General features: G+C 34.0%; 23 protein-coding genes. 14 read left to right on the top strand and 9 right to left on the bottom strand.

All coding sequences use genetic code 11. The annotated features are described in order from the left end of the window. The first annotated feature begins 4 nt into the window (after nucleotides 1-4). Nucleotides 5-1762, top strand: a complete 1758-nt coding sequence (locus tag ABD745_RS09200) for a discoidin domain-containing protein (RefSeq protein WP_344828379.1) — start codon at nucleotides 5-7, stop codon at nucleotides 1760-1762. 39 nt (nucleotides 1763-1801) lie between these two features. On the opposite strand, the gene ABD745_RS09205 is transcribed toward ABD745_RS09200, so the two are convergent. Then, on the bottom strand, nucleotides 1802-2650 hold the full coding sequence (locus ABD745_RS09205; protein ID WP_344828382.1) for an alpha/beta fold hydrolase: 849 nt from the start codon (nucleotides 2648-2650) through the stop codon (nucleotides 1802-1804). 111 nt (nucleotides 2651-2761) lie between these two features. Further along, nucleotides 2762-5068, bottom strand: coding sequence for a TonB-dependent receptor domain-containing protein (locus ABD745_RS09210; RefSeq protein WP_344828385.1), 2307 nt, complete (start codon nucleotides 5066-5068; stop codon nucleotides 2762-2764). Nucleotides 5069-5394: 326 nt separating this feature from the next. On the opposite strand from ABD745_RS09210, the gene ABD745_RS09215 reads away from it, so the two are divergent. Further along, the gene (locus tag ABD745_RS09215) at nucleotides 5395-7176 is read left to right on the top strand and encodes a carboxypeptidase-like regulatory domain-containing protein (protein ID WP_344828388.1); all 1782 of its coding nucleotides are present in this window, start codon (nucleotides 5395-5397) and stop codon (nucleotides 7174-7176) included. 56 nt (nucleotides 7177-7232) lie between these two features. Here ABD745_RS09215 and ABD745_RS09220 read toward each other — a convergent pair whose 3' ends face one another. From ABD745_RS09220 to recJ, 4 genes are read right to left on the bottom strand one after another with little or no spacing between them, the layout of a single operon-like run. Beyond that, entirely contained in the window at nucleotides 7233-7571 is a 339-nt protein-coding gene (locus ABD745_RS09220; protein WP_344828391.1) for a DUF3817 domain-containing protein, read from the bottom strand. Nucleotides 7572-7586: 15 nt separating this feature from the next. After that, the gene (gene nadD / locus ABD745_RS09225; RefSeq protein ID WP_344828394.1) at nucleotides 7587-8171 is read right to left on the bottom strand and encodes a nicotinate (nicotinamide) nucleotide adenylyltransferase; all 585 of its coding nucleotides are present in this window, start codon (nucleotides 8169-8171) and stop codon (nucleotides 7587-7589) included. Nucleotides 8172-8189: 18 nt separating this feature from the next. Next, nucleotides 8190-8381, bottom strand: coding sequence for a four helix bundle protein (locus ABD745_RS09230; protein ID WP_344828397.1), 192 nt, complete (start codon nucleotides 8379-8381; stop codon nucleotides 8190-8192). A 28-nt stretch (nucleotides 8382-8409) separates the two neighbouring features. Next, nucleotides 8410-10122 (bottom strand): single-stranded-DNA-specific exonuclease RecJ, encoded by a 1713-nt coding sequence (gene recJ, locus ABD745_RS09235; protein WP_047401313.1) that lies wholly within the window; start codon nucleotides 10120-10122, stop codon nucleotides 8410-8412. 154 nt (nucleotides 10123-10276) lie between these two features. Between recJ and ABD745_RS09240 the strand changes: the two genes are divergently transcribed. The 3 genes from ABD745_RS09240 to ABD745_RS09250 all read left to right on the top strand — a co-directional run bounded on the left by ABD745_RS09240 (nucleotide 10277) and on the right by ABD745_RS09250 (nucleotide 11967). Beyond that, nucleotides 10277-10495 (top strand): hypothetical protein, encoded by a 219-nt coding sequence (locus ABD745_RS09240; protein WP_344828402.1) that lies wholly within the window; start codon nucleotides 10277-10279, stop codon nucleotides 10493-10495. Beyond that, complete coding sequence (locus ABD745_RS09245; protein ID WP_344828405.1) at nucleotides 10467-10913, top strand: GLPGLI family protein; 447 nt, start codon at nucleotides 10467-10469, stop codon at nucleotides 10911-10913. The genes ABD745_RS09240 and ABD745_RS09245 overlap by 29 nt, the downstream gene beginning before the upstream one ends. Before the next feature lie 238 nt (nucleotides 10914-11151). Further along, nucleotides 11152-11967, top strand: coding sequence for a M48 family metalloprotease (locus ABD745_RS09250; protein ID WP_344828408.1), 816 nt, complete (start codon nucleotides 11152-11154; stop codon nucleotides 11965-11967). Nucleotides 11968-12049: 82 nt separating this feature from the next. Here ABD745_RS09250 and ABD745_RS09255 read toward each other — a convergent pair whose 3' ends face one another. Next, a complete protein-coding gene (locus ABD745_RS09255; protein ID WP_047401316.1) occupies nucleotides 12050-13672 on the bottom strand; it encodes an ATP-binding cassette domain-containing protein in 1623 nt (540 codons plus the stop codon). A gap of 204 nt (nucleotides 13673-13876) precedes the next feature. On the opposite strand from ABD745_RS09255, the gene smpB reads away from it, so the two are divergent. From smpB to ABD745_RS09280, 5 genes are all read left to right on the top strand, one after another. After that, nucleotides 13877-14335, top strand: coding sequence for an SsrA-binding protein SmpB (gene smpB / locus ABD745_RS09260; RefSeq protein WP_047401317.1), 459 nt, complete (start codon nucleotides 13877-13879; stop codon nucleotides 14333-14335). A gap of 77 nt (nucleotides 14336-14412) precedes the next feature. Beyond that, complete coding sequence (locus tag ABD745_RS09265; RefSeq protein ID WP_344828413.1) at nucleotides 14413-15906, top strand: OmpA family protein; 1494 nt, start codon at nucleotides 14413-14415, stop codon at nucleotides 15904-15906. 95 nt (nucleotides 15907-16001) lie between these two features. Continuing rightward, on the top strand, nucleotides 16002-16742 hold the full coding sequence (locus ABD745_RS09270) for a YebC/PmpR family DNA-binding transcriptional regulator (protein ID WP_047401319.1): 741 nt from the start codon (nucleotides 16002-16004) through the stop codon (nucleotides 16740-16742). Nucleotides 16743-16799: 57 nt separating this feature from the next. After that, nucleotides 16800-17627, top strand: a complete 828-nt coding sequence (locus ABD745_RS09275; RefSeq protein ID WP_344828418.1) for a UDP-2,3-diacylglucosamine diphosphatase — start codon at nucleotides 16800-16802, stop codon at nucleotides 17625-17627. Then, the gene (locus ABD745_RS09280) at nucleotides 17624-18595 is read left to right on the top strand and encodes a glycosyltransferase family protein (RefSeq protein ID WP_344828421.1); all 972 of its coding nucleotides are present in this window, start codon (nucleotides 17624-17626) and stop codon (nucleotides 18593-18595) included. The genes ABD745_RS09275 and ABD745_RS09280 overlap by 4 nt, the downstream gene beginning before the upstream one ends. On the opposite strand, the gene ABD745_RS09285 is transcribed toward ABD745_RS09280, so the two are convergent. Together ABD745_RS09285 and ABD745_RS09290 are read right to left on the bottom strand one after the other, a co-directional pair. Then, the gene (locus ABD745_RS09285; RefSeq protein WP_344828424.1) at nucleotides 18584-18874 is read right to left on the bottom strand and encodes a GNAT family N-acetyltransferase; all 291 of its coding nucleotides are present in this window, start codon (nucleotides 18872-18874) and stop codon (nucleotides 18584-18586) included. The genes ABD745_RS09280 and ABD745_RS09285 overlap by 12 nt on opposite strands. Nucleotides 18875-19109: 235 nt before the next feature. Continuing rightward, nucleotides 19110-19859, bottom strand: a complete 750-nt coding sequence (locus ABD745_RS09290; protein ID WP_047401323.1) for an RDD family protein — start codon at nucleotides 19857-19859, stop codon at nucleotides 19110-19112. Between the two features lie 27 nt (nucleotides 19860-19886). Between ABD745_RS09290 and ABD745_RS09295 the strand changes: the two genes are divergently transcribed. From ABD745_RS09295 to ABD745_RS09310, 4 genes are read left to right on the top strand one after another with little or no spacing between them, the layout of a single operon-like run. Beyond that, a complete protein-coding gene (locus tag ABD745_RS09295) occupies nucleotides 19887-20870 on the top strand; it encodes a stage II sporulation protein M (RefSeq protein ID WP_344828427.1) in 984 nt (327 codons plus the stop codon). Next, a complete protein-coding gene (locus ABD745_RS09300; protein WP_344828430.1) occupies nucleotides 20854-21816 on the top strand; it encodes a DUF4013 domain-containing protein in 963 nt (320 codons plus the stop codon). Before ABD745_RS09295 ends, ABD745_RS09300 begins: the two co-directional genes overlap by 17 nt. Then, a complete protein-coding gene (locus tag ABD745_RS09305) occupies nucleotides 21809-22609 on the top strand; it encodes a DUF4129 domain-containing protein (protein ID WP_344828433.1) in 801 nt (266 codons plus the stop codon). The genes ABD745_RS09300 and ABD745_RS09305 overlap by 8 nt, the downstream gene beginning before the upstream one ends. 13 nt (nucleotides 22610-22622) lie before the next feature. Continuing rightward, complete coding sequence (locus ABD745_RS09310; protein WP_344828436.1) at nucleotides 22623-23777, top strand: DUF4350 domain-containing protein; 1155 nt, start codon at nucleotides 22623-22625, stop codon at nucleotides 23775-23777. Nucleotides 23778-23805 lie beyond the last annotated feature (28 nt).

Consider the following 23805-nt stretch of genomic DNA (forward strand, 5'->3'; position numbering starts at 1 on the left):
GAAAATGCAGAAGTGCCTCCTTTCATTAATGATTTTGTTGGGAATATTTAGCTTAAAAGCTCAGCAAAAGACATTTTGTAATCCCATCAATATTGATTACGGGTATACTCCGTTCGAAGTTTTTTCAAAACAGGGGAAACACCGTGCTACAGCGGATCCGGTGATCGTTAATTTTAAAAATAAACTATTCCTTTTCTCCACCAATCAGGAAGGATATTGGTACAGCGATGATATGCTCGACTGGAAATTTGTACACAGAAAATTCCTTAGGGATAATAAATATACTCATGATCTGAATGCTCCCGCAGTTTGGGCCATGAAAGATACTTTATATGTTTTCGGGTCAACATGGGAACAGGATTTCCCAATCTGGAAAAGTACAAATCCTACAAAAGACGACTGGAAAATCGCAACAGATACTTTAAAGGTCGGAGCTTGGGATCCTGCTTTTCACTATGATGAAGACAAAAACAAATTGTATTTGTATTGGGGTTCAAGTAACGAATGGCCGTTATTGGGAACAGAAGTAAAGGTAAAAAACTTACAGTCAGAAGGTTTTGTAAAACCTATTTTAAGATTAAAACCAGAAGATCACGGCTGGGAAAGGTTTGGTGAATATAATGACAATGTTTTTCTGCAGCCTTTCGTTGAGGGGGCTTGGATGACAAAGCACAACGGAAAATATTATATGCAATACGGAGCTCCTGCAACGGAATTCAGTGGATATTCTGACGGAGTTTATGTAAGTAATAAGCCATTGGAGGGTTTTGAATATCAACAGCACAATCCGTTTTCCTATAAACCGGGAGGTTTTGCGAGAGGTGCGGGACACGGAGCAACTTTTGAGGATAACTACAAGAACTGGTGGCATGTTTCAACAATTTTTATTTCAACTAAAAATAATTTTGAAAGGAGACTGGGAATCTGGCCTGCAGGATTCGATAAAGATGATGTAATGTATTGTAATACAGCGTATGGCGATTATCCGACGTACCTTCCGCAATATGCACAGGGAAAAGATTTTTCAAAAGGGCTTTTTGCAGGTTGGATGTTATTGAATTATGATAAACCGGTTCAGGTATCATCTACTTTGGGTGGTTATCATTCCAATTACGCGGTGGATGAAGATATTAAGACGTACTGGAGTGCAAAAACAGGGAATTCCGGAGAGTGGTTTCAGACGGATTTAGGTGAAGTTTCTACTATTAATGCCATTCAGATTAATTATGCCGATCAGGATGTCGAGTTTATGGGAAAAACATTGGGTAAGATGCATCAGTATAAAATTTACGGATCAAATGACGGTAGAAAATGGAATGTCATTGTGGATAAAAGTAAAAATACCAAAGACGTTCCTCATGATTATGTAGAGCTGGAAAAACCTGCCAAAGCAAGATTCCTGAAAATGGAAAACCTGAAAATGCCGACAGGAAAATTTGCATTAAGTGGATTCCGAGTTTTTGGAAAAGGAGCGGGAACAGTTCCTCCAAAAGTTCAGAATTTTGTTCCTCTGAGAGCTGATGCTAAAAAATATGGGGAAAGAAGAAGTATCTGGATGAAATGGCAGCAAAATTCCGATGCAGACGGATATGTAATCTATTGGGGAAAATCTCCTGATAAATTGTACGGAAGCATTATGGTTTATGGTAAAAATGAATATTTCTTCACCGGAGCCGACAGGACTGATGCTTATTATTTCCAGATCGAAGCTTTTAATTCGAATGGAGTTTCGGAAAGAACGGAAGTTTTTAAATCGGAATAGAAAAAATATAATGATAAACGCTTTGAGAAATCAGAGCGTTTATTTTTTGTCTAAGTTTTTCAGAAATGAATCGATTTTATTAATTAGAAATGTTGAATTTGATTGTTTTTCCCAATCCAGATGATTTCCGTCAAATTCGTAAGATTCGTGGTAAACTTTATTTTTATTTAAAACAGAATCTAATATTTTCTTCTGTGATGAAGGAACAACATTGTCTTTTGTTCCATAATAAGAAAGGGTAGGTGCAGAATCTTTATTGATCCAATAGACAGGACTTCCAAAATCCATTAATGAGATACTGTTATCGACAATTTTGGGATCAATCAAATGTTTTTCAACGAAAGCATAATCATCATAATTTTTAAATCTGGGATCATTCAAATCTGCGGGACCGACGATGTTAATAACTGCTTTTACTTTTTTATCCTGATCATATTTATAAGCATACAACATTGATAAATTTCCACCGGCGCTGTTTCCGAGAAGAATATATTTTGGATGAATTTTTAAATTTTTCTCTAAATAATTCATTACGTTTTTAATGTCATCCGTCTGATCGGGAAGTGCAAAACGGGTTGAAGAAGCCAGTCGATAATCGATATTTACGAAAATATTTTCCGGGAACTTCTTCATTAGATCAAAAGTAAAGTTTGTTAATTGTGACCTTCTTCCGCCTCTCCAGCCACCGCCGTGAACAATGACGAAAATATCTTGTTCCTTTGTTTGATTTTCAGGAATATAAATGTCCATTTTCTGGTCAGCATCTTTTCCGTAAGCAATGTTTTTCTCAATTGTAAAAGAAGCATCTTTTCCAAGATCAATAGTTTTCTTACAACCTGTAAAAATTATCAGGAGTAAAATTCCGAAAATTGATGTGTATTTTTTCATCTTCAGGAGTTGTAATTTGTTCTGTGTAATTTAAATTTAAAAATAGAAAAACCCGCCGATTTCTCAACGAGTTTTACCACAAAATAATATATATGAAGAAATGATTGTTTTTTATCTGGTTCTGTTTTTTATAGCGTCTGAAGCTGCTTCGATGTCTCTTACTTTTTTCACCTTGCTGTTGCCGAAAGAGTAGGTAAGGCTTACTGTAACGCTTCTTCTGTACATGTCGTTTTTGATGTAGTTATAATTTCCACTTGCCTGATAATCTTCAATTTCTACAACATTTGTTCTTAAAACGTCATTTACATTAACTGCAAAAGTCCAGTCGTTCCAGTTTTTCTTGATGCTTAAATCTAAACTCATTAAGTTTTTCAACATTCCAAGCTCGATCTGCTGTTTGTCTACATAGAAATAATTTACTCCTAAGAACCATGTTTTCTTTTTGTCTAAACGGATCGTATTATTACTCGTAACTACAAAACTTGTTGATTTTACATGATTGGTATATACTATTGGATTTCCGTCTTTATCTACAAAAGTATCTCCCGTTGTAGGATCTGTATCCAATGTTCCGTTGTTGATATTATGTTGGATTCCGGCATTGAAATTCAATGTTAAATATTGCTTGAAGAAAGACTTCTGGATTCCAAGCATTGCAGACATTTCCTGCTTATCTCCGAAATTGGTTCTGATATAGCGTAATACATTTTGTGTTCCAATTGTCCCGTCAACAGATTTTACAAAACCCTGCAAAGGAACCTGAGTGATCTGGTCTTTAAAATAAGAATGATTTAAGATCAGGAAGTAAGAATTTTTATACATGTAGGTCAATTCCTGATTGTAAGTGGAAGAAGCCTTTACAAAAGGATTGTTTTGAGTATAATTAAATTCTGTGATGTAATTTCTTACCGGATTCAGTTCCCAGAAACTTGGTCTTCTCATTCGGCTAGAAAATGAATAGGAGATATTGTTCTTATCATTAATGGCATAATTGAAACTTAAATAAGGTAAAAAATTATTGTAATTTCTTTCGATTCTTTGATGCTGTTGTTCAGGATGTTCTGTATTTGTAGGATTATCTGCGGTACCTAGGCTATTGGTTATTTCATATCTTGCTCCCACTTTTCCTGAAAACTTATCTGAAAATTTCTTTTCAAGAGTGACATAAGCTCCGTAAATGTTTTCATCATAAATAAAATGAGTGAAATCCGGTTTAGTATCTATGCTTATCAGATTGCCATTATCCGGATCATAATTATACATATAACTAAAATTCTTAGTGTCATTATCTGTTTTTGTTTTATTGAAATTTCCGCCTACAGAAAATGTAAAATCATTTTTAAACTTCTGAATATAATCTACGGTTCCGGAAAAATTATTGATAATCTGTGGAATATCTTGGTTAATTTTTTTTCCTATTGTTGAAAAATCGTTGGATTTTCCGGGAAGCATTGTATTATTGTCAGAAAACTGGAATCTTTTATAGATAAGATAGGCTGCATTTGCATTGAATTTACTTCCAAGAGAGTCTAGTTTTATTTCATAGTTTAAATTGACAGAGTTGTTGTAATTTCTTGCATCTTCTTTATTTTTAGTTCTGGTGTGGGTTGTTTCAAGAATTCCTTTATCATTTGGCTGGATCAAAGTATTGTATAAATCGATCGTAGAATTATAACTTTTATTAGCCCAAGAATTCCAAGATAGAGCCAAGTTGCTTTTTTCGGTTAACTGATAGTCAATATTTAAATATCCACCGATATTTTTATTTGGATCATCGATATCACCTACAGATTCGTTTTGTACCTGATCTGTTCCGTTTCTTAAAATATAAGATTGAGGATTGATATTTTCACCACCATTCAGGTTTGCACTGATTCCCAGTTTATCTTTTCTGTAATTCACAGAAAAACTTGCATTACTTGCATTGTATTTATTCTGAGTATTCGACATTCTCATGTTTCCGCTTGTTCCGTCACTCATTTTTTTCTTCAGAACGATGTTGATGATTCCGTCGGAAGATTCTACCTGATATTCACTTCCGGGAACGGTAATCACCTCAATTTTCTGAATATTTTCTGCAGGAGTGTTTTTTAAGAACTGAGTTAAAGATTCTGCATCCATATTGGTTTTTCTACCGTTGATATAGATAATTGCATTGTTTTTCCCTACGATTTTCAATGTTTTATCGTCTGTTGTAGATAGAAGAGGAGTCTGTTTCAAAAGATCAAAAGTTGTGTTTCCTTTTGCAACAGGAGATGCGGCAACGTCATAAACAAAACGGTCGCTTTGTTTTTTGAAAACCTGTTTTGTAAGGGTTACACCTTCTATGCTTTTTGTTTTTACAGAGTCTTGTTTTTTTTCTTGTGCGAATGTCAGTCCGCTGAAAAATATGGCTGCGATAAGAATTGGTGTTTTCATGATATTATATTTAGAGAGTTTAATAGCTTGTATTTGTTATTATTTTACATTGCAAAGATATATAATAAATTTAGTATCATGCAATACAAAGTACTTAAAATGTTTGTAAATAATATTTAACTGTTTGAATTTCAGTGTATAAAATTTCAAGTTAAATTTTTTATTTTAATGACTTTGTTACTTAATTAGACAATTCAGGAGGAAATTTTGTTACATCTGTAAGCGAAAATTGATCAGATTTAAAAAATAAGTAATGAAAAATTTAATAAAAAGATAGAGGTGTCTATTTTATGATTAATTTAGTAGAAACTAAAAATTAATATCATATGAAAAAAATTTACCTCTTTTTTTTGTTGTTAACATTAATATTTTCATGTAAAGATGAATCTTTCTTAGAAATAGATAACAACACGTCAAATTCCCCATCCAATTATAATTTTGGGAATACTGCACAAAAAAACTTTCAGGGTGTAGTTCTTGACACCAACGGAGTTCCGGTTTCAGGAGCAACGGTAACAATCGGAACAAGTACAGTTACAACAAATCTGAAGGGTTTTTTCACTTTTAAAAATGCTACGGTAAAAGAAAATTTTGCCCATGTAAAAGTTACAAAGTCAGGTTATGTAAATGCATCACGAGTTTTGGTTCCTACCGACGGAATGAATCAGGTGAATATTATGATGATTCCTGCGACAACAACCTCTACGGTTTCTTCAGGCTCTGCATCTGCTGTTTCATTGCCAAACGGAACGAAAGTTAAATTCGACGGGAGCTTTAAAGATGCTAGCGGAAACGCATATTCAGGAAGCGTACACGTTGCTGTGTTTCATTTAGCTCCGTCTAATCAATACTTGAATGAACTAATGCCCGGATCATTTCTTGCAACCAATTCGGGAGGAAATGCAAGAGTAATGGAAACTTTCGGAATGCTTCATGTACAATTGACAGGAAGCTCCGGACAAAATCTTCAGATCGCAAACGGACACACTGCAGAAATTACAGTTCCGGTTGATGCTTCACAAGCTTCAACTTCTCCCAATACAATTCCGTTATGGTCGTACGATGAAAATACAGGTATGTGGAACGAAGATGGTTCTGCAACGAAAGTAGGGAATACTTATGTAGGAACGGTGAGTCATTTCTCCTGGTGGAATTATGATGCACAGTTTGAACAGGCAACATTGAAAGTAACGGTAAAAAATCCTGCAGGACAGGTTTTACCCAATATTAAAGTAGCTCTAAAAAGAAGCTCTCAGACTTATGAGACTTACGGTGTGACAGATAATATGGGAATGGTTTCAGGAATTGTTCCGGCAGGTGAAGTTCTTACTTTAAAGATTTATGATATTTGTAATAGTGTGATTTACCTGGCTAATGTCGGTCCTTTTGCAACGGGAACAACAACGACTTTACCGGATATTACAATTACTACTACTGCATCGACAACATATACTATCCAGGGAAATCTGAAAACCTGTGCCAATACTGATGTTACTAATGGTTATGTAGCCTTAAGACCTGCCGTGGCGACTAATTATTTTCAATATGTGAATGTTCCTGTAAACAGCACGGGAGGTTTTGTGATGACTACTTATTCTTGTACGGCAAATCCACAATTTGTATATGAAGGATTTGATGTAGCTAATCTGCAAACAACCAACGAAATCCCTTTTACAGCAACTTCAACAACAACTAATTTGGGCAATATTTCAGTTTGTAATTCTGTAATAGAGTTTATCAGCTATAAAATAGATAGTCAGCCGATAACATATGTTTTAGGATCAATTAATGCACAATGGACAGGGCTTACTTCGCCAACACCCAACTATCCTGCAAAACAGCTGAAAATAGGTTCTCTAAATCCTGCGGGACCATTTTTTTCAATGACTCAGAATAACATGTTGGGAGTTGCGGCAAGCTTTACCACAGATTACATGTTTGAAATTTCGGGTGCAGTAATTGCCCCGAGTAATGGAAATCTGGTTATTAATGTAGCTACTTTCGGAGCTGTTGGAGATTATATTGATTTTACAGTTAACGGAACGTATACCAACTCATCAGGAAATCATACATTCACGGCAACGGGACATGTAAAAAGAGATATGTAGAAAATTAAAATAAAAAAGAGAAAGGACCGAAATGGTCCTTTTTTTATGTCGTATTCTTACTCTCTGTCGAAACGGGCGAGTTTTTTGTCTATCCAAATAGTAGCAAAAGGGAAAAATGCAGAAATCAGCGCAAAAACACTGTCTTCGTCGTCCCAGGTATATATTTTTCTTATAGCAGGTAAAAATAGTAGATAGAGTGTGAAAAATAACCCATGAATACTACCAATAGTACTGATATAAACGATCGGAAGAACACCTTCCGGATCAACTCGTATCCACGTCATTGCCGTGAACAGAAAAAACCAGGAAACAGCTTCAGCCAGACAGATTCGTTTAAACCATGTAATGACTTTTTCCTGAGGGTATTTTGAGAAAAATTTTTCGATGAAATTCATTTCTTGAATGTAAAATTACTTATAAAAACTACTTCCGTCCAAATAATCAAAAATTTCAGGAGGAAGCATTGGTCTTACGTTTTTTCCTGTTTTAATCATATTCCGGATTTCTGTCGCAGAAAGTTCGATGACAGGAGCTTTGATGAAAGAAATATTTTCATGCTGAAGATATTCAGAGTCTTTTTTTTCACCATCAAAAACTCTTGGATATACGATAATATGGTGATTTTTAATTAAAGTTTCATAATTTTTCCATTTATGAAGATTATCCAGATTATCCTCGCCCATGATTAAACTAAAAGAATAGTCGGGGTATTTTTCATGAAGATAAGTCAGGGTATCAATCGTATAACTCGGCTGTGGTAACGAAAATTCTACGTTTGAAGCCCTCATTTTAGGGTAATTTTTTACAGCAAGCTGTACCATATCAAGTCGGTTATGATCTTTCAGCAAAGATTTTTTATCTTTAAAAGGATTTTGAGGACTTACTACAAACCACAATTCATCCATATCAGAATTCTCCAGAATATAATTGGCAAGAATCAGATGACCAATATGAATAGGGTTGAAGGAGCCGAAAAAAAGACCGATTTTTTTCATTATTTTAGGGCTTAGGAATTAGAGATTAGTTTGCAGTCTTGTAATTAAAGCGTTTAACATTTTTGAAATCTCTTCTGATTTTTGATTTAAATTATTAAATTCGGTAAGAGAAAATATTTCTTCTTTTGGGAAATGTTTAGTATAAGAATAGATCTCTGTAACAAGATCTACAGATTTCTGCCAAACAATTAACTCTTTGTAATTTCCCATAATTAAACTAATTCCTAAGCCCTAAATTCTAATCTCTGAATTTTACGTCTTTAATATTCAGATAATGCGTCACATTTCCTTTCCAGTGGTTTTCTTCTAAAGTAAAGGCAAGATCGAAATTTTTAGTTCTGAAATCATCCGCAAACTGACCTAATTTAAAACCGACACATTCAATATTTCTGCCTGTAGATTCCTGTTTCACATAGAATTTAATGTGATTATTATCTTTTCCCATCGTTTTAATATATCCGGAAAGTTTTTGGTTGGTCAGCGCCAGTATAGGTTTCATATTATGAGGACCAAACGGAGCCAGTTTTCTGTGGAAATTAATAAATTCCCTGTTGATTTCTTCAATATTAATTTCAGAATCTATGTTTATGGAGGGCTCTTTCTGATGCTCTTTAATTTTTTCGGAAACCACTCTTTCGAATTTTTCTTTAAAAGCCTCAAATTTATCTTTTTCCATTGAAAGTCCCGCTGCCGCATGGTGTCCTCCGAATTTTAAAAAATATTCCGAACACATATCCAAAGCTTCATGAACGTCAAAATCTGATACGGATCTCGCGGAAGCTACCATTTCTCCATTGTTTCCATCTGTGAAAACGAGTGTCGGTTTGTAATATGTTTCAATTAATCTTGAGGCTACAATTCCGATCACACCTTTGTTCCATTCGGGATGATAAACGATGGTTGAATATTTTGACTGTTGTTGAGATTCAATAATTTGGTTCAAAGCTGAAAGCGTAGAATTCATGTCCAGTTCACGTCTTTCGTCGTTGAGGTTCATGATATCGCTTACAATCTGATGAGCGTGTTTCAGATTATCAGAAACCATGAGCTCAACCGCTGCTTTTCCATGTGAAATTCTTCCTGCAGCATTGATTTTAGGGGCAATTTCAAAAACAATATTTGAAATTTCGAAATGAGAAAGCTTGTCATCAGGAATTAATAATCTTAAACCTAAATTTCTCGTTTTTCGTAATATTTTTAATCCCATTTTAGCCAAAACCCTGTTTTCGCCGGTCATTGAAACAATATCGGCAGCAATGGAAATGGCAAGAAGATCTGTTAATTCAAATAATTCAGCTTCGGGAAGTTTGTAGATTGTATTTAGTCCCTGGCAAAGTTTAAAACCAACGCCACATCCGGAAAGTTCCTTGAATGGATATCTGCAATCACTTCTTTTTGGATCAAGAACAGCAACCGCATTCGGAATTTCGTCGCCGGGTAAATGGTGATCACAAATAATAAAATCAATGTCTAAAGTCTGGGCATAATTAATCATGTCCAAAGATTTGATTCCACAATCCAAAGCAATGATCAGTGAAAAGCCGTTTTGCTTCGCAAAATCAATTCCTTCAGTTGAAATTCCATACCCTTCAGAATTTCTGTCTGGGATATAAAAATCCAGGTATTTTTTCTGAACAATTTTGCTGAGATACAGATACATTAATGCAACAGCTGTAGTTCCGTCTACATCGTAATCTCCATACACCAATATTTTTTCTCCGTTTTCAATCGCATTGGCAATTCGCTCTACAGCTTTTTGCATATCTGCCATTAAAAACGGGTTGTGAATGTCGGTAAGGTTTGGCTTGAAAAACTCTCTTGCTTTTTGATAATTGTCAATACCTCTCAAAACGAGGAGTTTAGATTCGAAAGTTCCAAAACCAAGTGACGAACTTAATCCATCCACAATTTCCTCATCGGGTTCGGGCTTGTAAATCCATTTTTGACTCATTTCACAAAAATAGGGAAAAAAAGTTTAAAAAGGTAGCTTGACGATTAGTTGGAATAATGAAATTCTTCTATAAAAATATTATCCATTAAATAAACCTTAAGAATTAAAAAGAATTAACATTTAATCTTACTTTTAAATTGTAAAAGCATCAAGGATGAAAAAAATATTAATTATCGTTTCAATAATTTTATACTCTGCGATTTTTGCTCAAAGTGAGGGTGATATGTCTGATTTAAAAGTGCGTTATTTTATGGTAATGGCACCAGATTCTACTTTGATAAAAAATGAGAAAGAAGCATCTGTTTATAGTTATTCATTGTTGTTTAACGCCAATAAATCTATTTATGCAGACGAAAGTGCAAAGACATACTAATGCAGGCAATTATGGCATTTTACTAATAAGTAGCCTTCCGAGATCTAAAAGCAGTATCTATAAAGATGGAGATAAAATAACTGCAACACTTCCCATTGCGAGAAAAGATTTATATAGATTTGAAAAACCTGCATTAAAATGGGAGCTTATTAAATATAAGAAAAAAACGATATTGTCTTATTCTTGTAATTTGGCAAAAACTACTTCAGATACAGGAAAAGTTTATTATGCTTGGTATACATTGTCAATACCTATTTCTGAAGGTTCATTTCGATTTAAAGGATTAAATGGTTTAATTTTAGAAGTTTACAACGAAGAAAAATCCATCTTTATAAATGCTGTTGAAATTGCTAAAGTTAGGGAATTGATTGAACTTCTTAAATATGTAAAAGTCTATGATTTGAAAGATAAATCTTAATTTATGAAAAAAAGGAGAGAGGTGATGGAAGATCCCAATTTAGATAATTACCAATCCAAGTATAGAGCTGAAACTATGGATAGGCAAGAAGTTAAAATGGATAGGAAATATCAAAATGAAAAAAGTAAAAGAAAATAATATTTTAGATTAATAATATTAAAAAAAATTAGAAAAAGTTTTGAATTGAGTTTTGTTAAAAATTATATATCTTCGCCATCCAAATTCAAAATTAACAATTATGAAAAAAATGACTATTTGCCTAATGCTTTTAGGAGCAGTGTATTCGGTACAGGCACAGAAAATCAACTTAGGAAAAGCGGTTGATGTAGTTTCTAAAGGCTCTAAAGCTCTTACTTTTACCAATGCAGATGCTATCACATTATCCAAAGAGTCTGTAGATTATATGGATAAGAATAATCCTGTTGCGGGCCCGAAAGATCCTTACACTATCAGATTGAATAAGCTTTTTGGAAAGCACAAATCTCAGGACGGTTTGACGCTTAATTACAAAGTTTACAAAGTGAAAGACATCAACGCTTTTGCTTGTGCGGATGGAAGTGTGCGCGTTTTTTCGTCTCTGATGGATATTATGACGGATGATGAATTGCTGGCTGTAATCGGTCACGAAATTGGTCACGTAAAAAATCAGGATACGAAAGATGCTATGAAATCGGCTTATTTAAAAGCTGCTGCACTGGATGCTGCTGCTTCTGCTTCAAGTACAGTTGCTACATTGAATGACAGTCAGATAGGTAAAATGGCAAATGCTTTTCTTGATGCTTCTCACAGTAAAAAACAGGAATCTGAAGCGGATACTTATTCTTATGACTTCATGAAAGCGAATAAATACAATGTTGTGGGAGCTTATACAGCATTCAAAAAGTTGGCTTTATTGTCTGAAGGTGGAACGGCTCAGTCAGGATTTCAGAAAATGTTTAATTCACACCCTGACAGTAACAAAAGAGCTGAAGCTGTGAAGAAACGTGCTGAAAAAGATGGTTTATGGAAGGATCCGGGAACAGTGACTTTACCAACAGCAAAACTGACGAAATAATTTAATTTTAATAATAAAAATAAAAAATTCCTCAAATCAACTTTGAGGAATTTTTTTATATGAATTTTAATGTTGTTCCAGATTAAGAATACATTTTTTCTCTTAATTCTTTGATCTTTTTATCAGCAAGATATTCGTCATAAGTCATTTCTCTGTCGATGATTCCGTTCGGAGTCAATTCGATGATTCTGTTACAGACAGTTGAAAGCATTTCGTGGTCATGAGATGCCAGTAAAAGATTCCCTTTGAAGTTAGACAATGAGTTGTTCAAGGTCGTAATACTTTCAAGGTCTAAGTGGTTGGTAGGTTCGTCTAATAAAAGTACGTTTGCTTTCTGAAGCATCATTCTGCTAAACATACATCTCATTTTTTCACCTCCTGAAAGTACTTTACAAGATTTTAAAGCTTCGTCTCCAGAGAATAACATTCTTCCTAAGAACCCTCTCATGAATTCTTCGTGACGCTCTTCATCGTTTTTAGTAAATTGTCTTAACCAATCTACTAAGCTTAGATCTTCCTGGAAGAAACTTGTGTTGTCTAAAGGCATGTGAGATTGGTTGGTTGTAACTCCCCAAGCAACAGTCCCTTTGTCTGCTTCCACGTTTCCTGCCAAAATTTCGAAAAATTCTGTAATTGCTAAAGAGTTCTTAGATAAAACAGCAACTTTATCTCCTTTTTTAAGGTTAACATCAATATTTGAGAACAATAATTCTCCGTCTTTTGTTTTTTCAAGACCTTTTACATCTAAAATCTGATCTCCTACTTCTCTTTCCATTTCGAAAATAATTGCAGGATATCTTCTTGAAGACGGTTTGATATCATCGATGTTCAATTTATCGATCATTTTCTTTCTTGCCGTTGCCTGTTTAGCTTTTGCAACGTTTGAACTAAATCTGGCAATGAAATCCTGAAGCTCCTTCTTCTTTTCTTCCGCTTTTTTGTTAGCCTGAGCTCTTTGTCTTGTCGCTAACTGAGAAGCTTGATACCAGAAAGAGTAATTACCTGTATAAAGGTTAAGTTTAGCATAATCTAAATCTCCGATGTGCGTACAAACTGTATCCAAGAAGTGACGGTCGTGAGAAACCACGATTACTGTGTTTTCATAATCAGCCAAGAAATCTTCTAACCAAGAAATTGTGTCAATATCAAGGTCATTCGTAGGTTCATCCAGAATCAATACATCAGGATTTCCGAAAAGAGCCTGAGCCAAAAGAACTTTTACTTTGTCCTTGTTCTCCAATTCACTCATCATCTGATAATGCATATCATCTTTGATTCTTACGTTTGAAAGCATGGTCTGTGCATCAGACTCAGAGTTCCATCCACCCATTTCGTCGTAGATTACACCTAATTCACCGGCTTTAATTCCGTCTTCGTCAGAGAAATCTTCTTTCGCATAAAGCGCATCCATTTCTTCCTTTATCTCGAATAATCTTTTGTTACCTCTTAAAACAGTCTCAAGAACAGTAAATTCATCATAAGCAAAGTGATCCTGCTCAAGAACTGACATTCTTTTTCCAGGTTCTAAAGATACATGTCCTGTTGTTGGGTCTTGTTTTCCTGTTAATATTTTAAGAAATGTAGACTTTCCTGCGCCATTTGCTCCGATAATCCCGTAGCAGTTTCCTTTGGCAAACATAATGTTTACCTCGTCAAAAAGAACTCTTTTCCCGAATTGTAAAGATAAGTTAGATACTGTTAACATATAGTTTTGTAAATTTGGCGCAAAATTACGAAAAGAATTTGGGTATTTCGTAATAATGTAATATTCAACTTTTTAATATGGGGTATTTTTTATATATTTCATAAAGGAAATTTAATAAATGCTAAAGTGTTCAATGGACAATTTGATTTAACATTAGGTGCAACTTTATTAAATTCACACATCATTTATACATACGAACTTAAAATGAAGATTGAAAAAACAGTCAATATATTTAATAGAAGAGCCAGATTCGAGTACGAAATCATGGAAGAATATGAAGCCGGAATGGTTTTAACGGGTACGGAAATAAAATCTTTACGTTCTTCTAAAGCATCTATTACAGAATCCTTCTGTCAGTTTATTGATGGGGAGTTATACATTATTAATATGATGATTGATGAGTATAAATTGGGGACATTTTATAATCATAAAACAAAAAGGGAACGGAAATTGCTCTTGCACAAAAAAGAATTGCAGAAACTGGAGAAAAAATTAAAGGATGCTGGGAATACTGTTATACCTTTAAAATTATATATCAATGACAGGGGAAAAGCAAAGGTCTTAATCGCCCTTGGTAGAGGGAAAAAACTCTTTGATAAAAGGGAGAGCATAAAAGATAGAGAAAATAAACGAAACCTCGACAGAATATTAAAGAAAAGTTAAAAATCATCGCAAAAACTTTGTTTATAAAGAAAAATTATATTTATTTTGCATTATCAATTATTTAATCATTTAATTCTATGAAAAATCTAAAATTAGGAATTTCAGCATTGGCACTTACTGTTGCTTCTACTGTGTTCGCTCAGACTACCAACAATCCGTGGTTAATCGGAGTTGGTGCTCATGCGGAAAACCACTTGGCACAGAGAGATAATTTCAGTAATACATTTGCTGCTAAAAATTTGACGAAGACAATGTTCAATATGAACAACTTCTCTATTACTCCTCCATTATCTAAACTTACAGTTGCTAGAAACATCGGTAAAGGTTTAGTTATTGACTGGCAGACTACTGTAGGAAACGTTGAGAATAAGAGATTTAACATGGGTAAAGAATTCATGTTGATGACTGGTCTTGGTTTCCAAGCTAAAGCTGCAGGTCTTTTATGGAATGAAGAATCTTGGTTTGACCCATATTTAAGAGTTGGAGCTAATTACCTAAGACATGATTACACATCTCTTACTTTCCCAAGAACTGATGCTAATGGTGAGTATGTAACAAACGGAAGTGATGGTAACGAAAACGGTAAAGCTAACTTCTTTACTGTTGCTACAGGTGCTGGTATTAACTTCTGGGTAACTAAAAACTTCGGTTTAGGTGTTCAGGGAGATTATGTATCAACTCCAGGAGATAAGTCTACTGTTGCTAACTTCTGGCAAGCTTCTGCTTCATTGAACTTCAGATTCGGAAACAGAGACAGAGATAAGGATGGTATCTTAGATAAAGACGATTTATGTCCTGATACACCAGGTCTACCAGAATTCCAGGGATGTCCTGATACTGACGGTGACGGAGTTCCAGATAAAGACGATCAATGTCCAGATGTGGCTGGTCCAGTTGAAAACAACGGATGTCCTTGGCCAGATACAGATGGTGACGGTGTAATCGACAAAGATGATGCTTGTCCTACAGTTGCAGGTCCTGCTGAAAACAACGGTTGTCCTTGGCCAGATACAGACGGTGACGGTATCTTAGATAAAGATGATGCTTGTCCTACTGTTCCAGGTCTTCCAGAATACAACGGATGTCCTAAGCCTAAGACTAAGACTGCTGAAGAAGTTGAAACTGAATTTAAAAATGTTTATTTCGATTTCAACAAAGCTACAATCAAAGCTGAATCTACTCCTGCATTAGATAGAGCTGCTAACTTAATCAAGAAAGACGGTGGTAACTATTTATTAGAAGGTAGAACTGATGCTAAAGGTGCTGAAGCTTACAACTTAAAATTATCTAGAGAAAGAGCTGCTTCTGTAGTTGCTGCTTTAGATGCAAGAGGTGTAGATGCTAATGCTCTTAAATCTATCGGTGTTGGTGAATCTAAAGCTACAGTTTCTGAAAAAGCAACTGATGCTGAAAGACAAGTTGACAGAAAAGTAGTTGTAAAAGCTATTGAAAGTGCTGACGAGTGGAATGCAATCGCTAAGAAAGATTACGCTGACGCTCCAGTTAAGAAAGCTGTTGCTAAGAAAAAAGTTGTTGCTAAGAAAAAAGCTCCAGCTAAAAAGAAAAAATAATTAAATTTTTCTAAATATAAATACCTCCAGTTCTCTGGGGGTATTTTTTTTTTTGTTGACTTTTAGTTAATTTTGTTGAAAATTTAAAAATAAAAATGGGAAGAGCGTTTGAATATAGAAAGGCTTCTAAAATGGCACGTTGGGATAAAATGGCCAAAACTTTCTCTAAAATAGGTAAAGATATTGCATTAGCTGTAAAAGCAGGCGGAACAGATCCAGAGGCAAATCCGGCTTTGAGAAGATGTATCCAGAATGCAAAAGGAGCAAACATGCCTAAAGATAATGTAGAAAGAGCAATTAAAAAGGCAGGTGGTGCAGACGCAGAAAACTATGAAGAAATCACTTATGAAGGATACGGACAAGGTGGTGTAGCATTTTTCGTGGAATGTACTACCAACAACCCTACAAGAACGGTTGCCAACGTAAGAGCAATCTTCAATAAGTTTGATGGAAACCTTGGTAAAAACGGTGAATTAGCATTTATCTTCGACAGAAAAGGAATTTTTACGATCGATTTGGCCCAAATTAAAATGGATTGGGATGAATTCGAAATGGAAATGATAGATGGAGGAGCAGAAGATGTAGAAAAAGATGAGGAAGAAGTAATGATCACCACAGCTTTTGAAGATTTTGGTTCTTTATCTCATAAATTGGATGAGCTTAAAATTGAAGCAAAAAGCGCAGAACTTCAAAGAATTCCAAACAATTCCAAAGAAGTGAACGCAGACCAGTTCAAAGCAAATATGAAAATGCTGGAGCGTTTCGAAGATGATGATGACGTACAAAACGTTTATCACAACATGGAAATCACAGAAGAGTTGATGGAAACTCTGTAAAAAATAACATAACATTCATATACAGTTAACTTTCAAGTACTTTCTTTGCATAAAACTATGAAAAGAAACGTTGAATTAGTTATCATATCGGATGTTCATTTGGGAACTTATGGATGTAAGGCTAAAGAATTACTGAGGTATCTTAATTCTATTCAGCCGAAAACTTTAGTTTTAAACGGGGATATCATCGATATCTGGCAATTCAAAAAGTCTTACTTCCCTAAACCTCATTTGAAGGTGATCAAAAAGATTCTTTCATTTGCTACAAAAAATACCGATGTGTTCTACATCACCGGAAATCACGATGAGATGTTCCGAAAGTTTACTGATTTCGAGTTAGGTAAATTAAAAGTCTGTAATAAAGTTTTCTTAGACATTAACGACAAAAAAACATGGATCTTTCACGGAGACGTTTTTGATGCTTCCGTTCAGCATTCCAAATGGATTGCAAAATTAGGTGGAAAAGGCTATGATTTATTAATTGTAATCAATAATGTTGTAAATTGGTTTTTGGAGAAAATGGGTAGAGAGAAATATTCATTTTCAAAAAAGATTAAAAATAACGTGAAAAAAGCGGTAAAATACATCGGTGATTTTGAATTAACGGCTTCCGAATTAGCAATCGACAATCATTATGATTATGTAATTTGCGGACATATTCATCAGCCGCAGATTCGTGAAGTTGTTAATAAAAAAGGTTCTTGTACCTATCTGAATTCCGGAGATTGGATCGAAAACCTCTCCGCCTTAGAATACAATGATAAGGAATGGAAAATTTTTTATTATGATGACCACAAAGACTCGCTGAAAGATGAAGGAACAGACGAAATTCAGGATATTGACAGTGCAGAACTTTTAAAAATAGTAACCAATTTCACAAAATGAAAATATTATACGCATTTCAGGGAACCGGAAACGGACATGTCGCAAGAGCACAGGAAATTGTTCCCATTTTAAAAAAATATGCATCGGTTGATACTTTGATAAGCGGGCATCAATCGCAATTAAGGGCTGATTTTGACGTTAATTTCCAACATAAAGGTATTTCTCTTCTTTACGATAAAACAGGTGGTTTATCCTATAAAAAAACGTTTACAGATAATAATTTTCTCCAGGCATTCAAAGCAATCAGGGAAATTGAACTTTCACAGTACGATTTAATTATTAATGATTATGAACCTTTAACGGGTTGGGCTTGCAAATTCAAAAAGCACCCGATGATAGAATTGAGCCATCAGGCTTCCATGCTGTTTAAAGAAACTCCAAAACCTGAAAAGAAAGATTTCTTAGGAGAAATGATCCTTAAATATTATGTTCCGAGTGAAAGGAAAATTGGTTTTCATTTTGAAAATTATCATCCTCAGATTAAAAAACCTGTAATTAGAAAAAAAATAAGATATCTTAATCCTGATAAAAAAGGTTTCTATTTGGTTTATCTTCCGAGTTTTTCCGACGAAAATATTATCAAAGTTTTAAAGCAAATCCCTGTTGAATGGAAAATTTTTTCCAAATATTCCAAACTTCAGTTTAAAGACGGTAATGTTGAAGTTTTTCCGATTGATGAAATTCAATATTTAAAATCTTTTGAAAACTGTGACGGAATTCTTTGTAATGCAGGTTTTGAAAGTCCGGCGGAAGCACTTTTTATGGATAAAAAATTATTTGTAATTCCGATTCATAATCAATACGAACAGGAATGTAATGCCTGTGCCTTAGACAAAATGGGAATTCCGAATTCTAAAGTTTTAAAACTGGAAGAAATACAAAATTGGGTAGCTTCCGATCAGCATCTTAAAGTCAACTACCCTGATAATATTGAAGATATTTTGGTGAATGAAGTTTTAGTTCTTTAAAAAAACATCTTCAACATCGCTCATTCTCGTCATTACAGATCTTGCGTAAGAACAGTGCGGATAAACTTTCCAGTTGTTTTCTCGTGCAAATTTGATGGCTTCTTCGACTAAAAATTTACCCATTCCGCGACCTTCAAATTCGGGATGGACCAATACGAAGGAAATAATGAATTTATTTTCTTCCGGAAAAATGGTGTAAGTAATTCTGCCGATTTCTTTTACTTCGTTATTCAAAGTAATGACGCCGCCGTTTCCTGATTTATTATTTTCAAATCTCATAATCTAAGTTTTAATTTAAAGTAAAAATACAAAAACCGAACCGTCGTTATTTTGATATAAATCAAGAAATTTTTAATATGAATTTATTTATTAAACACAAATTTCACTAATGTTTTTCACAAATAACACAAATCTAATTATAGCGGGAAATTTATATCAATAGGAACGGGCTTTAGCCCGTTTTAATAAACAAAGACAAACGGATTTGGCTTTAGCCAAAAACCTAAAAAGGAGCCTAAATGTCTTTCCCTGTGTAATAATTATAATCTTTAATAACGACTCCGATAAACTGTCTTTCTGTCATTTTGGTAGGATCGATTTCAAGCTTAAGAATACTTTTAATCTTATCGGAAAGTTTAGAAATAATCTGTCTGTCATCTGCTCTCATAGCTTTCAGATAATTATCTTTAATAATTCTCATGTCATTGTCACTCAGAGCAATAACTTGTGGAAATGTGGGGATGTAATCATCTTTGATATTTTCCAAAATCGTATGAGAAATATTAATATTATTCTTTAACGAAATCACGGCTGTTCCGGAAGCAATGTCGCCTAAACGTTGATTGTTTTTAGATACAATCATAGAAATTAAGCCGACAACTCCCAAAAATAAGGTATCAATAATTCTGAAAACCCAACGAATCAGATAATCTCCGAATCCAGCCTGATAGCCGTCGATCTTCACCACACGGATTTTCATTGCCTTTTTACCGGGAGTTTGCCCTTCCATCAAGCTTTCCAATACAACAGGATAGATCACTGTTGGGAAAAGAAGAATTGTATAAATCGCTACAATCGACCACTGATCAAGACCATCGAGCAAATATCCCAAATCCAGAATATTGAAAAAAGTATAGAGAATCGCGATCACATAAGCCACTTTAATCAAAAGATCAAGAATAAACGCAATCATCCGATCTCCAACACTGGCAATGTTGAAATTAATATTTACATTTTGTGAAGTATTAATCGCAATTTGAGACATAATTTTTATTATTTTAGCCTTACAATTATGAGAGAGGTTTATTTCATTAAGCAAAATAAAGAAAAATGGTTGGGAATCGAACAGGTTATTCAAGGGAAAATTAAAAAAAATCCTGATGACCTGTCTTCACTGTATATAAATCTTATCAATGATCTGTCTTTTGCTCAGACTTACTATCCAAAAAGCAATACAACGGTTTATCTGAACTATCTGTCTTCTCAGATTTTTCAAAAAATTTATAAAACGAAAAGAGTGGAGGAAAACCGGTTTTTATATTTTTTTAAAACGGAAGTTCCTTTGCTGGTGTATCAGTACAGAAGATATTTGGGATATGCTTTTCTGTTTTTCACGCTTTTTACTTTGATCGGATTGCTTTCTGCGATTTATGATAAAGATTTTGCGAATATTATTTTGGGTGAAGATTACGTTAATCAGACTATTGAAAATATCAAAACAGGAAATGCTGTCGGAGTTTATCAAAGCGGATCAACCTGGGGAAGTACAATAGGAATTATTTCCAATAACATCGGAGTTGGAGCGAAATTATACATCTATGGAATTTTAGGAGGAGTCGGAACTCTGTATGCGCTTCTTTCGAATAGTGTGATGTTGGGTTCTTTCCAGTATTTTTTCTATGATTACGGAGCTTTAAAAGACAGTGCAAGAGGAATCTGGCTTCACGGCGTTTTCGAAATTTTTGCAATGGTTGTAGAAGCAATGTGCGGATTGATTTTGGGAACATCAATTTTATTTCCAAGAACTTTTTCGAGATTTAATTCTTTTAAAAACGGATTTAAAGATTCATTTAAAATATTTTTAAGCACAATTCCATTTACGGTCTGTGCAGGAATTATCGAAGGATATGTAACGAGACACGCGTTGAAAATGCCGTTATTTTTAAACTTAATCATCATTTTCGGTTCGCTTATCATCATCGGATTTTATTATTTTATATATCCTTCTATTGTCAACAAAAAAATTAATAACCAGATCAATGATGCAGTTCTATAAAAAGAGAGATTTTGGAACTTTTATAAGTGATAGTTTTGCTTTTTTTAAATTATACGGAAAAAACTACTTCAAGAATTTTATTCTCCTGAACGGATTGCTGCTGATCTTAATGGTCGTAGTAATTGTCTTAGGATTCAGAGAGTTTTTCGGAATGATTCTCGGATCTAATATTAACGGGCAGAGCTATTATTTTGAACAGTTTTTTACAGATAATCTGGAACTTCTTATTATTTCAGGAATCTTACTTTTTATTATTTCAACAGCTTTAATGACCATCAATTTTCTCTTTCCTGTTTTTTACATGAAAAGAATTGCAGAAGGGAATAAAGAAGTGAAAACCGACGATATTTTAAGTGATTTTAAAACAAATTTAAAAAAAGTTTTTACTATTTATTTTGGTTTAACTTTTCTTGTGATGCCTGTTGCAACCATACTTTTCGGATTTTCTTATTTATTGATTTTCTTTATTGTCGGAATTGTATTGGTACTTTTTGTGGCACCAACTTTATTTAATGTCATAACATTTCTCTGTTATGATTATTTCAACGGAAACAGGGGTTTTTTCGAAAGCTTGAGCTATGCGATCAGATCACAGTTTTCTTATCCGAACGGAAGAGAAAGTTCTCCATATTGGAAATATTGGGGTGCAACAATTATTATGGGAATTCTTTTATATCTTGTGATAGGATTTTTTACGGGAATTCCGATGATTTTATACATCATGAAATTATCAACCACAACGCCGGATGCCAATTTTGAACAAAATCCTATGACAGGAAGTTTCGGGATATTAGTATTTTTCCTTTATGGTGTTTCAACATTAGTTTCATCTTTACTGATGAATGTTTTATACGTCAATTCAGGATTAATGTATTACGACAGCCGAACAGATTTTCATCAGAAAATGGAGTTGGAAGAAATAGAAACCATCGGAATTAATGAATAAAATTATTCTTTTTCTACTGATTTTTTTCTCTGTCGATTTTACCTATGCTCAGACAGAAAACGATCCGCCACCGCCGACCGCCGAAGTGTATGTGGATTCTTTGTATACAGGGCACTACAAAAATATGGACCGTGCAGATTCTGTTTTGTCTAAAAATCCGGTAACGGAAAATAATGTTTATCCGAAAAAATTTAAAGAAAATATACAGTCAAGATACAAAGGAAAAGAATTCGATTATACCACAGTAAAGCCAAGAATGTCTTTCTGGGAAAAGCTGATGAAAAAAATTGGTGAACTTTTAGACAGTATTTTTGGAGAAACGGTTTTCACAAAATCAGGGAATTTTGCAGGGGTTTTCATTCGGATATTTGTAATTCTTCTTGCCGGTTTTCTATTGTATTTTATTATTAAATTTTTAATAGGAAAAGAGGGAGGCTTCTTATTTGGGAAGAAAAATAAAAAAGTGGATATCAGAGACGAAGAACTGCATGAAAATATTCACGAGATCAATTTCCCTGAAAGTATTTTAAAGTTTGAAAAATCAGGAGATTATCGATCGGCAGTGCGTTATCATTTTTTATTTATCCTTAAAAAATTAAGTGATAAAAAACTAATCACCTGGAATCCCGAGAAAACAAATAAAGATTACGTGGCAGAACTGAAAGCTCCACATTTGAAGGATAGTTTTTACGATCTTTCCTATATTTTCGACTACGTTTGGTACGGAGAATTTACTATTGATGAAGAAAATTATCTGAAATTTAAAAACCAATACCAATCATTTAAACCATAATTAAATTGTTATTATGAACAAAACTTTCAAAATATATGCTGTAATTTTCATCGTTGTGATGGTTATTTTGGCGTTGTTTGAAGTGAATAAAACAGAAAGTACAGATTGGCGGAAGAATTTCAAGACCACTCAGAAATCACCTTTCGGATTGTTTGTTTTTAATAATGAAATTAAAGATCTTTTTAAAAATAAGGTTAAGAAAATCGATCAGACTCCTTACGATTATTATAGTCAGAATAAAAAGGGAAATCACAATATTTTAGTCATAGAACATGAAGTTGACGGCGAATCCTGGAATAAAATTTTAGATCAGGTTTCCAACGGCTCTGATGCAATGCTGATTGTAAGTGAAATTCCGAAAGACATTTCCGACAGTATCGGGTATTACGATTCGCAGATTTCTTTTGAGGATGAAAATGTTTTAAAATTAACCGATACAAAATATCAGAACGATTTTATTAGATTAGATAAATTTCCATCGGGAAGAGGTTTTACATTCATTAAACCGAATGTCGAAGTTCTTGGAAAAACGGTTGAAAAAAATAATTCTGATCAGGCAAATTTCATTAAAGTAAAATTTGGAAAAGGAAATATTTACGTTCATTGTGAACCACTTTTTATTACCAATTATTATCTCTTAAAGAGCGGAAATGTAAAATATGCACAGGATGTTTTTTCGTATCTTGATGATAAAGAAACGCTGTGGTTTTTGGAAAGCAATTCGAAAGCATCACAGTTTTTCCTGAGATTTATTCTTTCAAATCCGGCTTTAAAATATGCTTGGTGGGTTCTGTTGGGAGGATTGGTCTTGTTTATTTTCTTTAATGCAAAAAGAAAACAACGAATCGTTCCCATTATCGAACCGTTGAAAAATACTTCGGTAGATTTTGTAAAAAGTATCGGGAATTTATATCTTCAGGAAGGAGATTTTCATGATATGATGGCGAAAAAAGCCCAATATTTTCTGAATAAAGTAAGAATGGATCTTTTAATCGATACTAAAAATTTAGATGAAGAGTTTGCAAAAAAGCTTCATCTGAAAACCGGGAAACCAATGGAAATGATTAACGAAGCAATTGGCCTGATCCAAAAAGGACAAGATCCTTATGCCCACGTAATGAAAGAAGATCTGGCTAAAATGAATAAATTGCTGGACGGAATAATTTAAAATGCAACAATCTAAAAATATAACGATG

This window comes from Chryseobacterium ginsenosidimutans, assembly GCF_039536845.1.
GTDB lineage: Bacteria > Bacteroidota > Bacteroidia > Flavobacteriales > Weeksellaceae > Chryseobacterium > Chryseobacterium ginsenosidimutans_B.

Excerpts from the sequence above, each read along its gene's own strand:
- ABD745_RS09240 (WP_344828402.1), top strand. The coding sequence starts at position 10,277 with ATGAAAAAAATATTAATTATCGTTTCAATAATTTTATACTCTGCGATT.
- ABD745_RS09305 (WP_344828433.1), top strand. The coding sequence starts at position 21,809 with ATGAATAAAATTATTCTTTTTCTACTGATTTTTTTCTCTGTCGATTTT.
- ABD745_RS09220 (WP_344828391.1), bottom strand. The coding sequence starts at position 7,571 with ATGAATTTCATCGAAAAATTTTTCTCAAAATACCCTCAGGAAAAAGTC.
- ABD745_RS09290 (WP_047401323.1), bottom strand. The coding sequence starts at position 19,859 with ATGTCTCAAATTGCGATTAATACTTCACAAAATGTAAATATTAATTTC.
- ABD745_RS09210 (WP_344828385.1), bottom strand. The coding sequence starts at position 5,068 with ATGAAAACACCAATTCTTATCGCAGCCATATTTTTCAGCGGACTGACA.
- ABD745_RS09275 (WP_344828418.1), top strand. The coding sequence starts at position 16,800 with ATGAAAAGAAACGTTGAATTAGTTATCATATCGGATGTTCATTTGGGA.
- ABD745_RS09285 (WP_344828424.1), bottom strand. The coding sequence starts at position 18,874 with ATGAGATTTGAAAATAATAAATCAGGAAACGGCGGCGTCATTACTTTG.
- ABD745_RS09215 (WP_344828388.1), top strand. The coding sequence starts at position 5,395 with ATGAAAAAAATTTACCTCTTTTTTTTGTTGTTAACATTAATATTTTCA.
- ABD745_RS09265 (WP_344828413.1), top strand. The coding sequence starts at position 14,413 with ATGAAAAATCTAAAATTAGGAATTTCAGCATTGGCACTTACTGTTGCT.
- recJ (WP_047401313.1), bottom strand. The coding sequence starts at position 10,122 with ATGAGTCAAAAATGGATTTACAAGCCCGAACCCGATGAGGAAATTGTG.
- ABD745_RS09310 (WP_344828436.1), top strand. The coding sequence starts at position 22,623 with ATGAACAAAACTTTCAAAATATATGCTGTAATTTTCATCGTTGTGATG.
- ABD745_RS09295 (WP_344828427.1), top strand. The coding sequence starts at position 19,887 with ATGAGAGAGGTTTATTTCATTAAGCAAAATAAAGAAAAATGGTTGGGA.
- ABD745_RS09270 (WP_047401319.1), top strand. The coding sequence starts at position 16,002 with ATGGGAAGAGCGTTTGAATATAGAAAGGCTTCTAAAATGGCACGTTGG.
- ABD745_RS09280 (WP_344828421.1), top strand. The coding sequence starts at position 17,624 with ATGAAAATATTATACGCATTTCAGGGAACCGGAAACGGACATGTCGCA.
- ABD745_RS09200 (WP_344828379.1), top strand. The coding sequence starts at position 5 with ATGCAGAAGTGCCTCCTTTCATTAATGATTTTGTTGGGAATATTTAGC.
- ABD745_RS09245 (WP_344828405.1), top strand. The coding sequence starts at position 10,467 with ATGCAGACGAAAGTGCAAAGACATACTAATGCAGGCAATTATGGCATT.
- ABD745_RS09250 (WP_344828408.1), top strand. The coding sequence starts at position 11,152 with ATGAAAAAAATGACTATTTGCCTAATGCTTTTAGGAGCAGTGTATTCG.
- nadD (WP_344828394.1), bottom strand. The coding sequence starts at position 8,171 with ATGAAAAAAATCGGTCTTTTTTTCGGCTCCTTCAACCCTATTCATATT.
- smpB (WP_047401317.1), top strand. The coding sequence starts at position 13,877 with ATGAAGATTGAAAAAACAGTCAATATATTTAATAGAAGAGCCAGATTC.
- ABD745_RS09205 (WP_344828382.1), bottom strand. The coding sequence starts at position 2,650 with ATGAAAAAATACACATCAATTTTCGGAATTTTACTCCTGATAATTTTT.
- ABD745_RS09230 (WP_344828397.1), bottom strand. The coding sequence starts at position 8,381 with ATGGGAAATTACAAAGAGTTAATTGTTTGGCAGAAATCTGTAGATCTT.
- ABD745_RS09255 (WP_047401316.1), bottom strand. The coding sequence starts at position 13,672 with ATGTTAACAGTATCTAACTTATCTTTACAATTCGGGAAAAGAGTTCTT.
- ABD745_RS09300 (WP_344828430.1), top strand. The coding sequence starts at position 20,854 with ATGATGCAGTTCTATAAAAAGAGAGATTTTGGAACTTTTATAAGTGAT.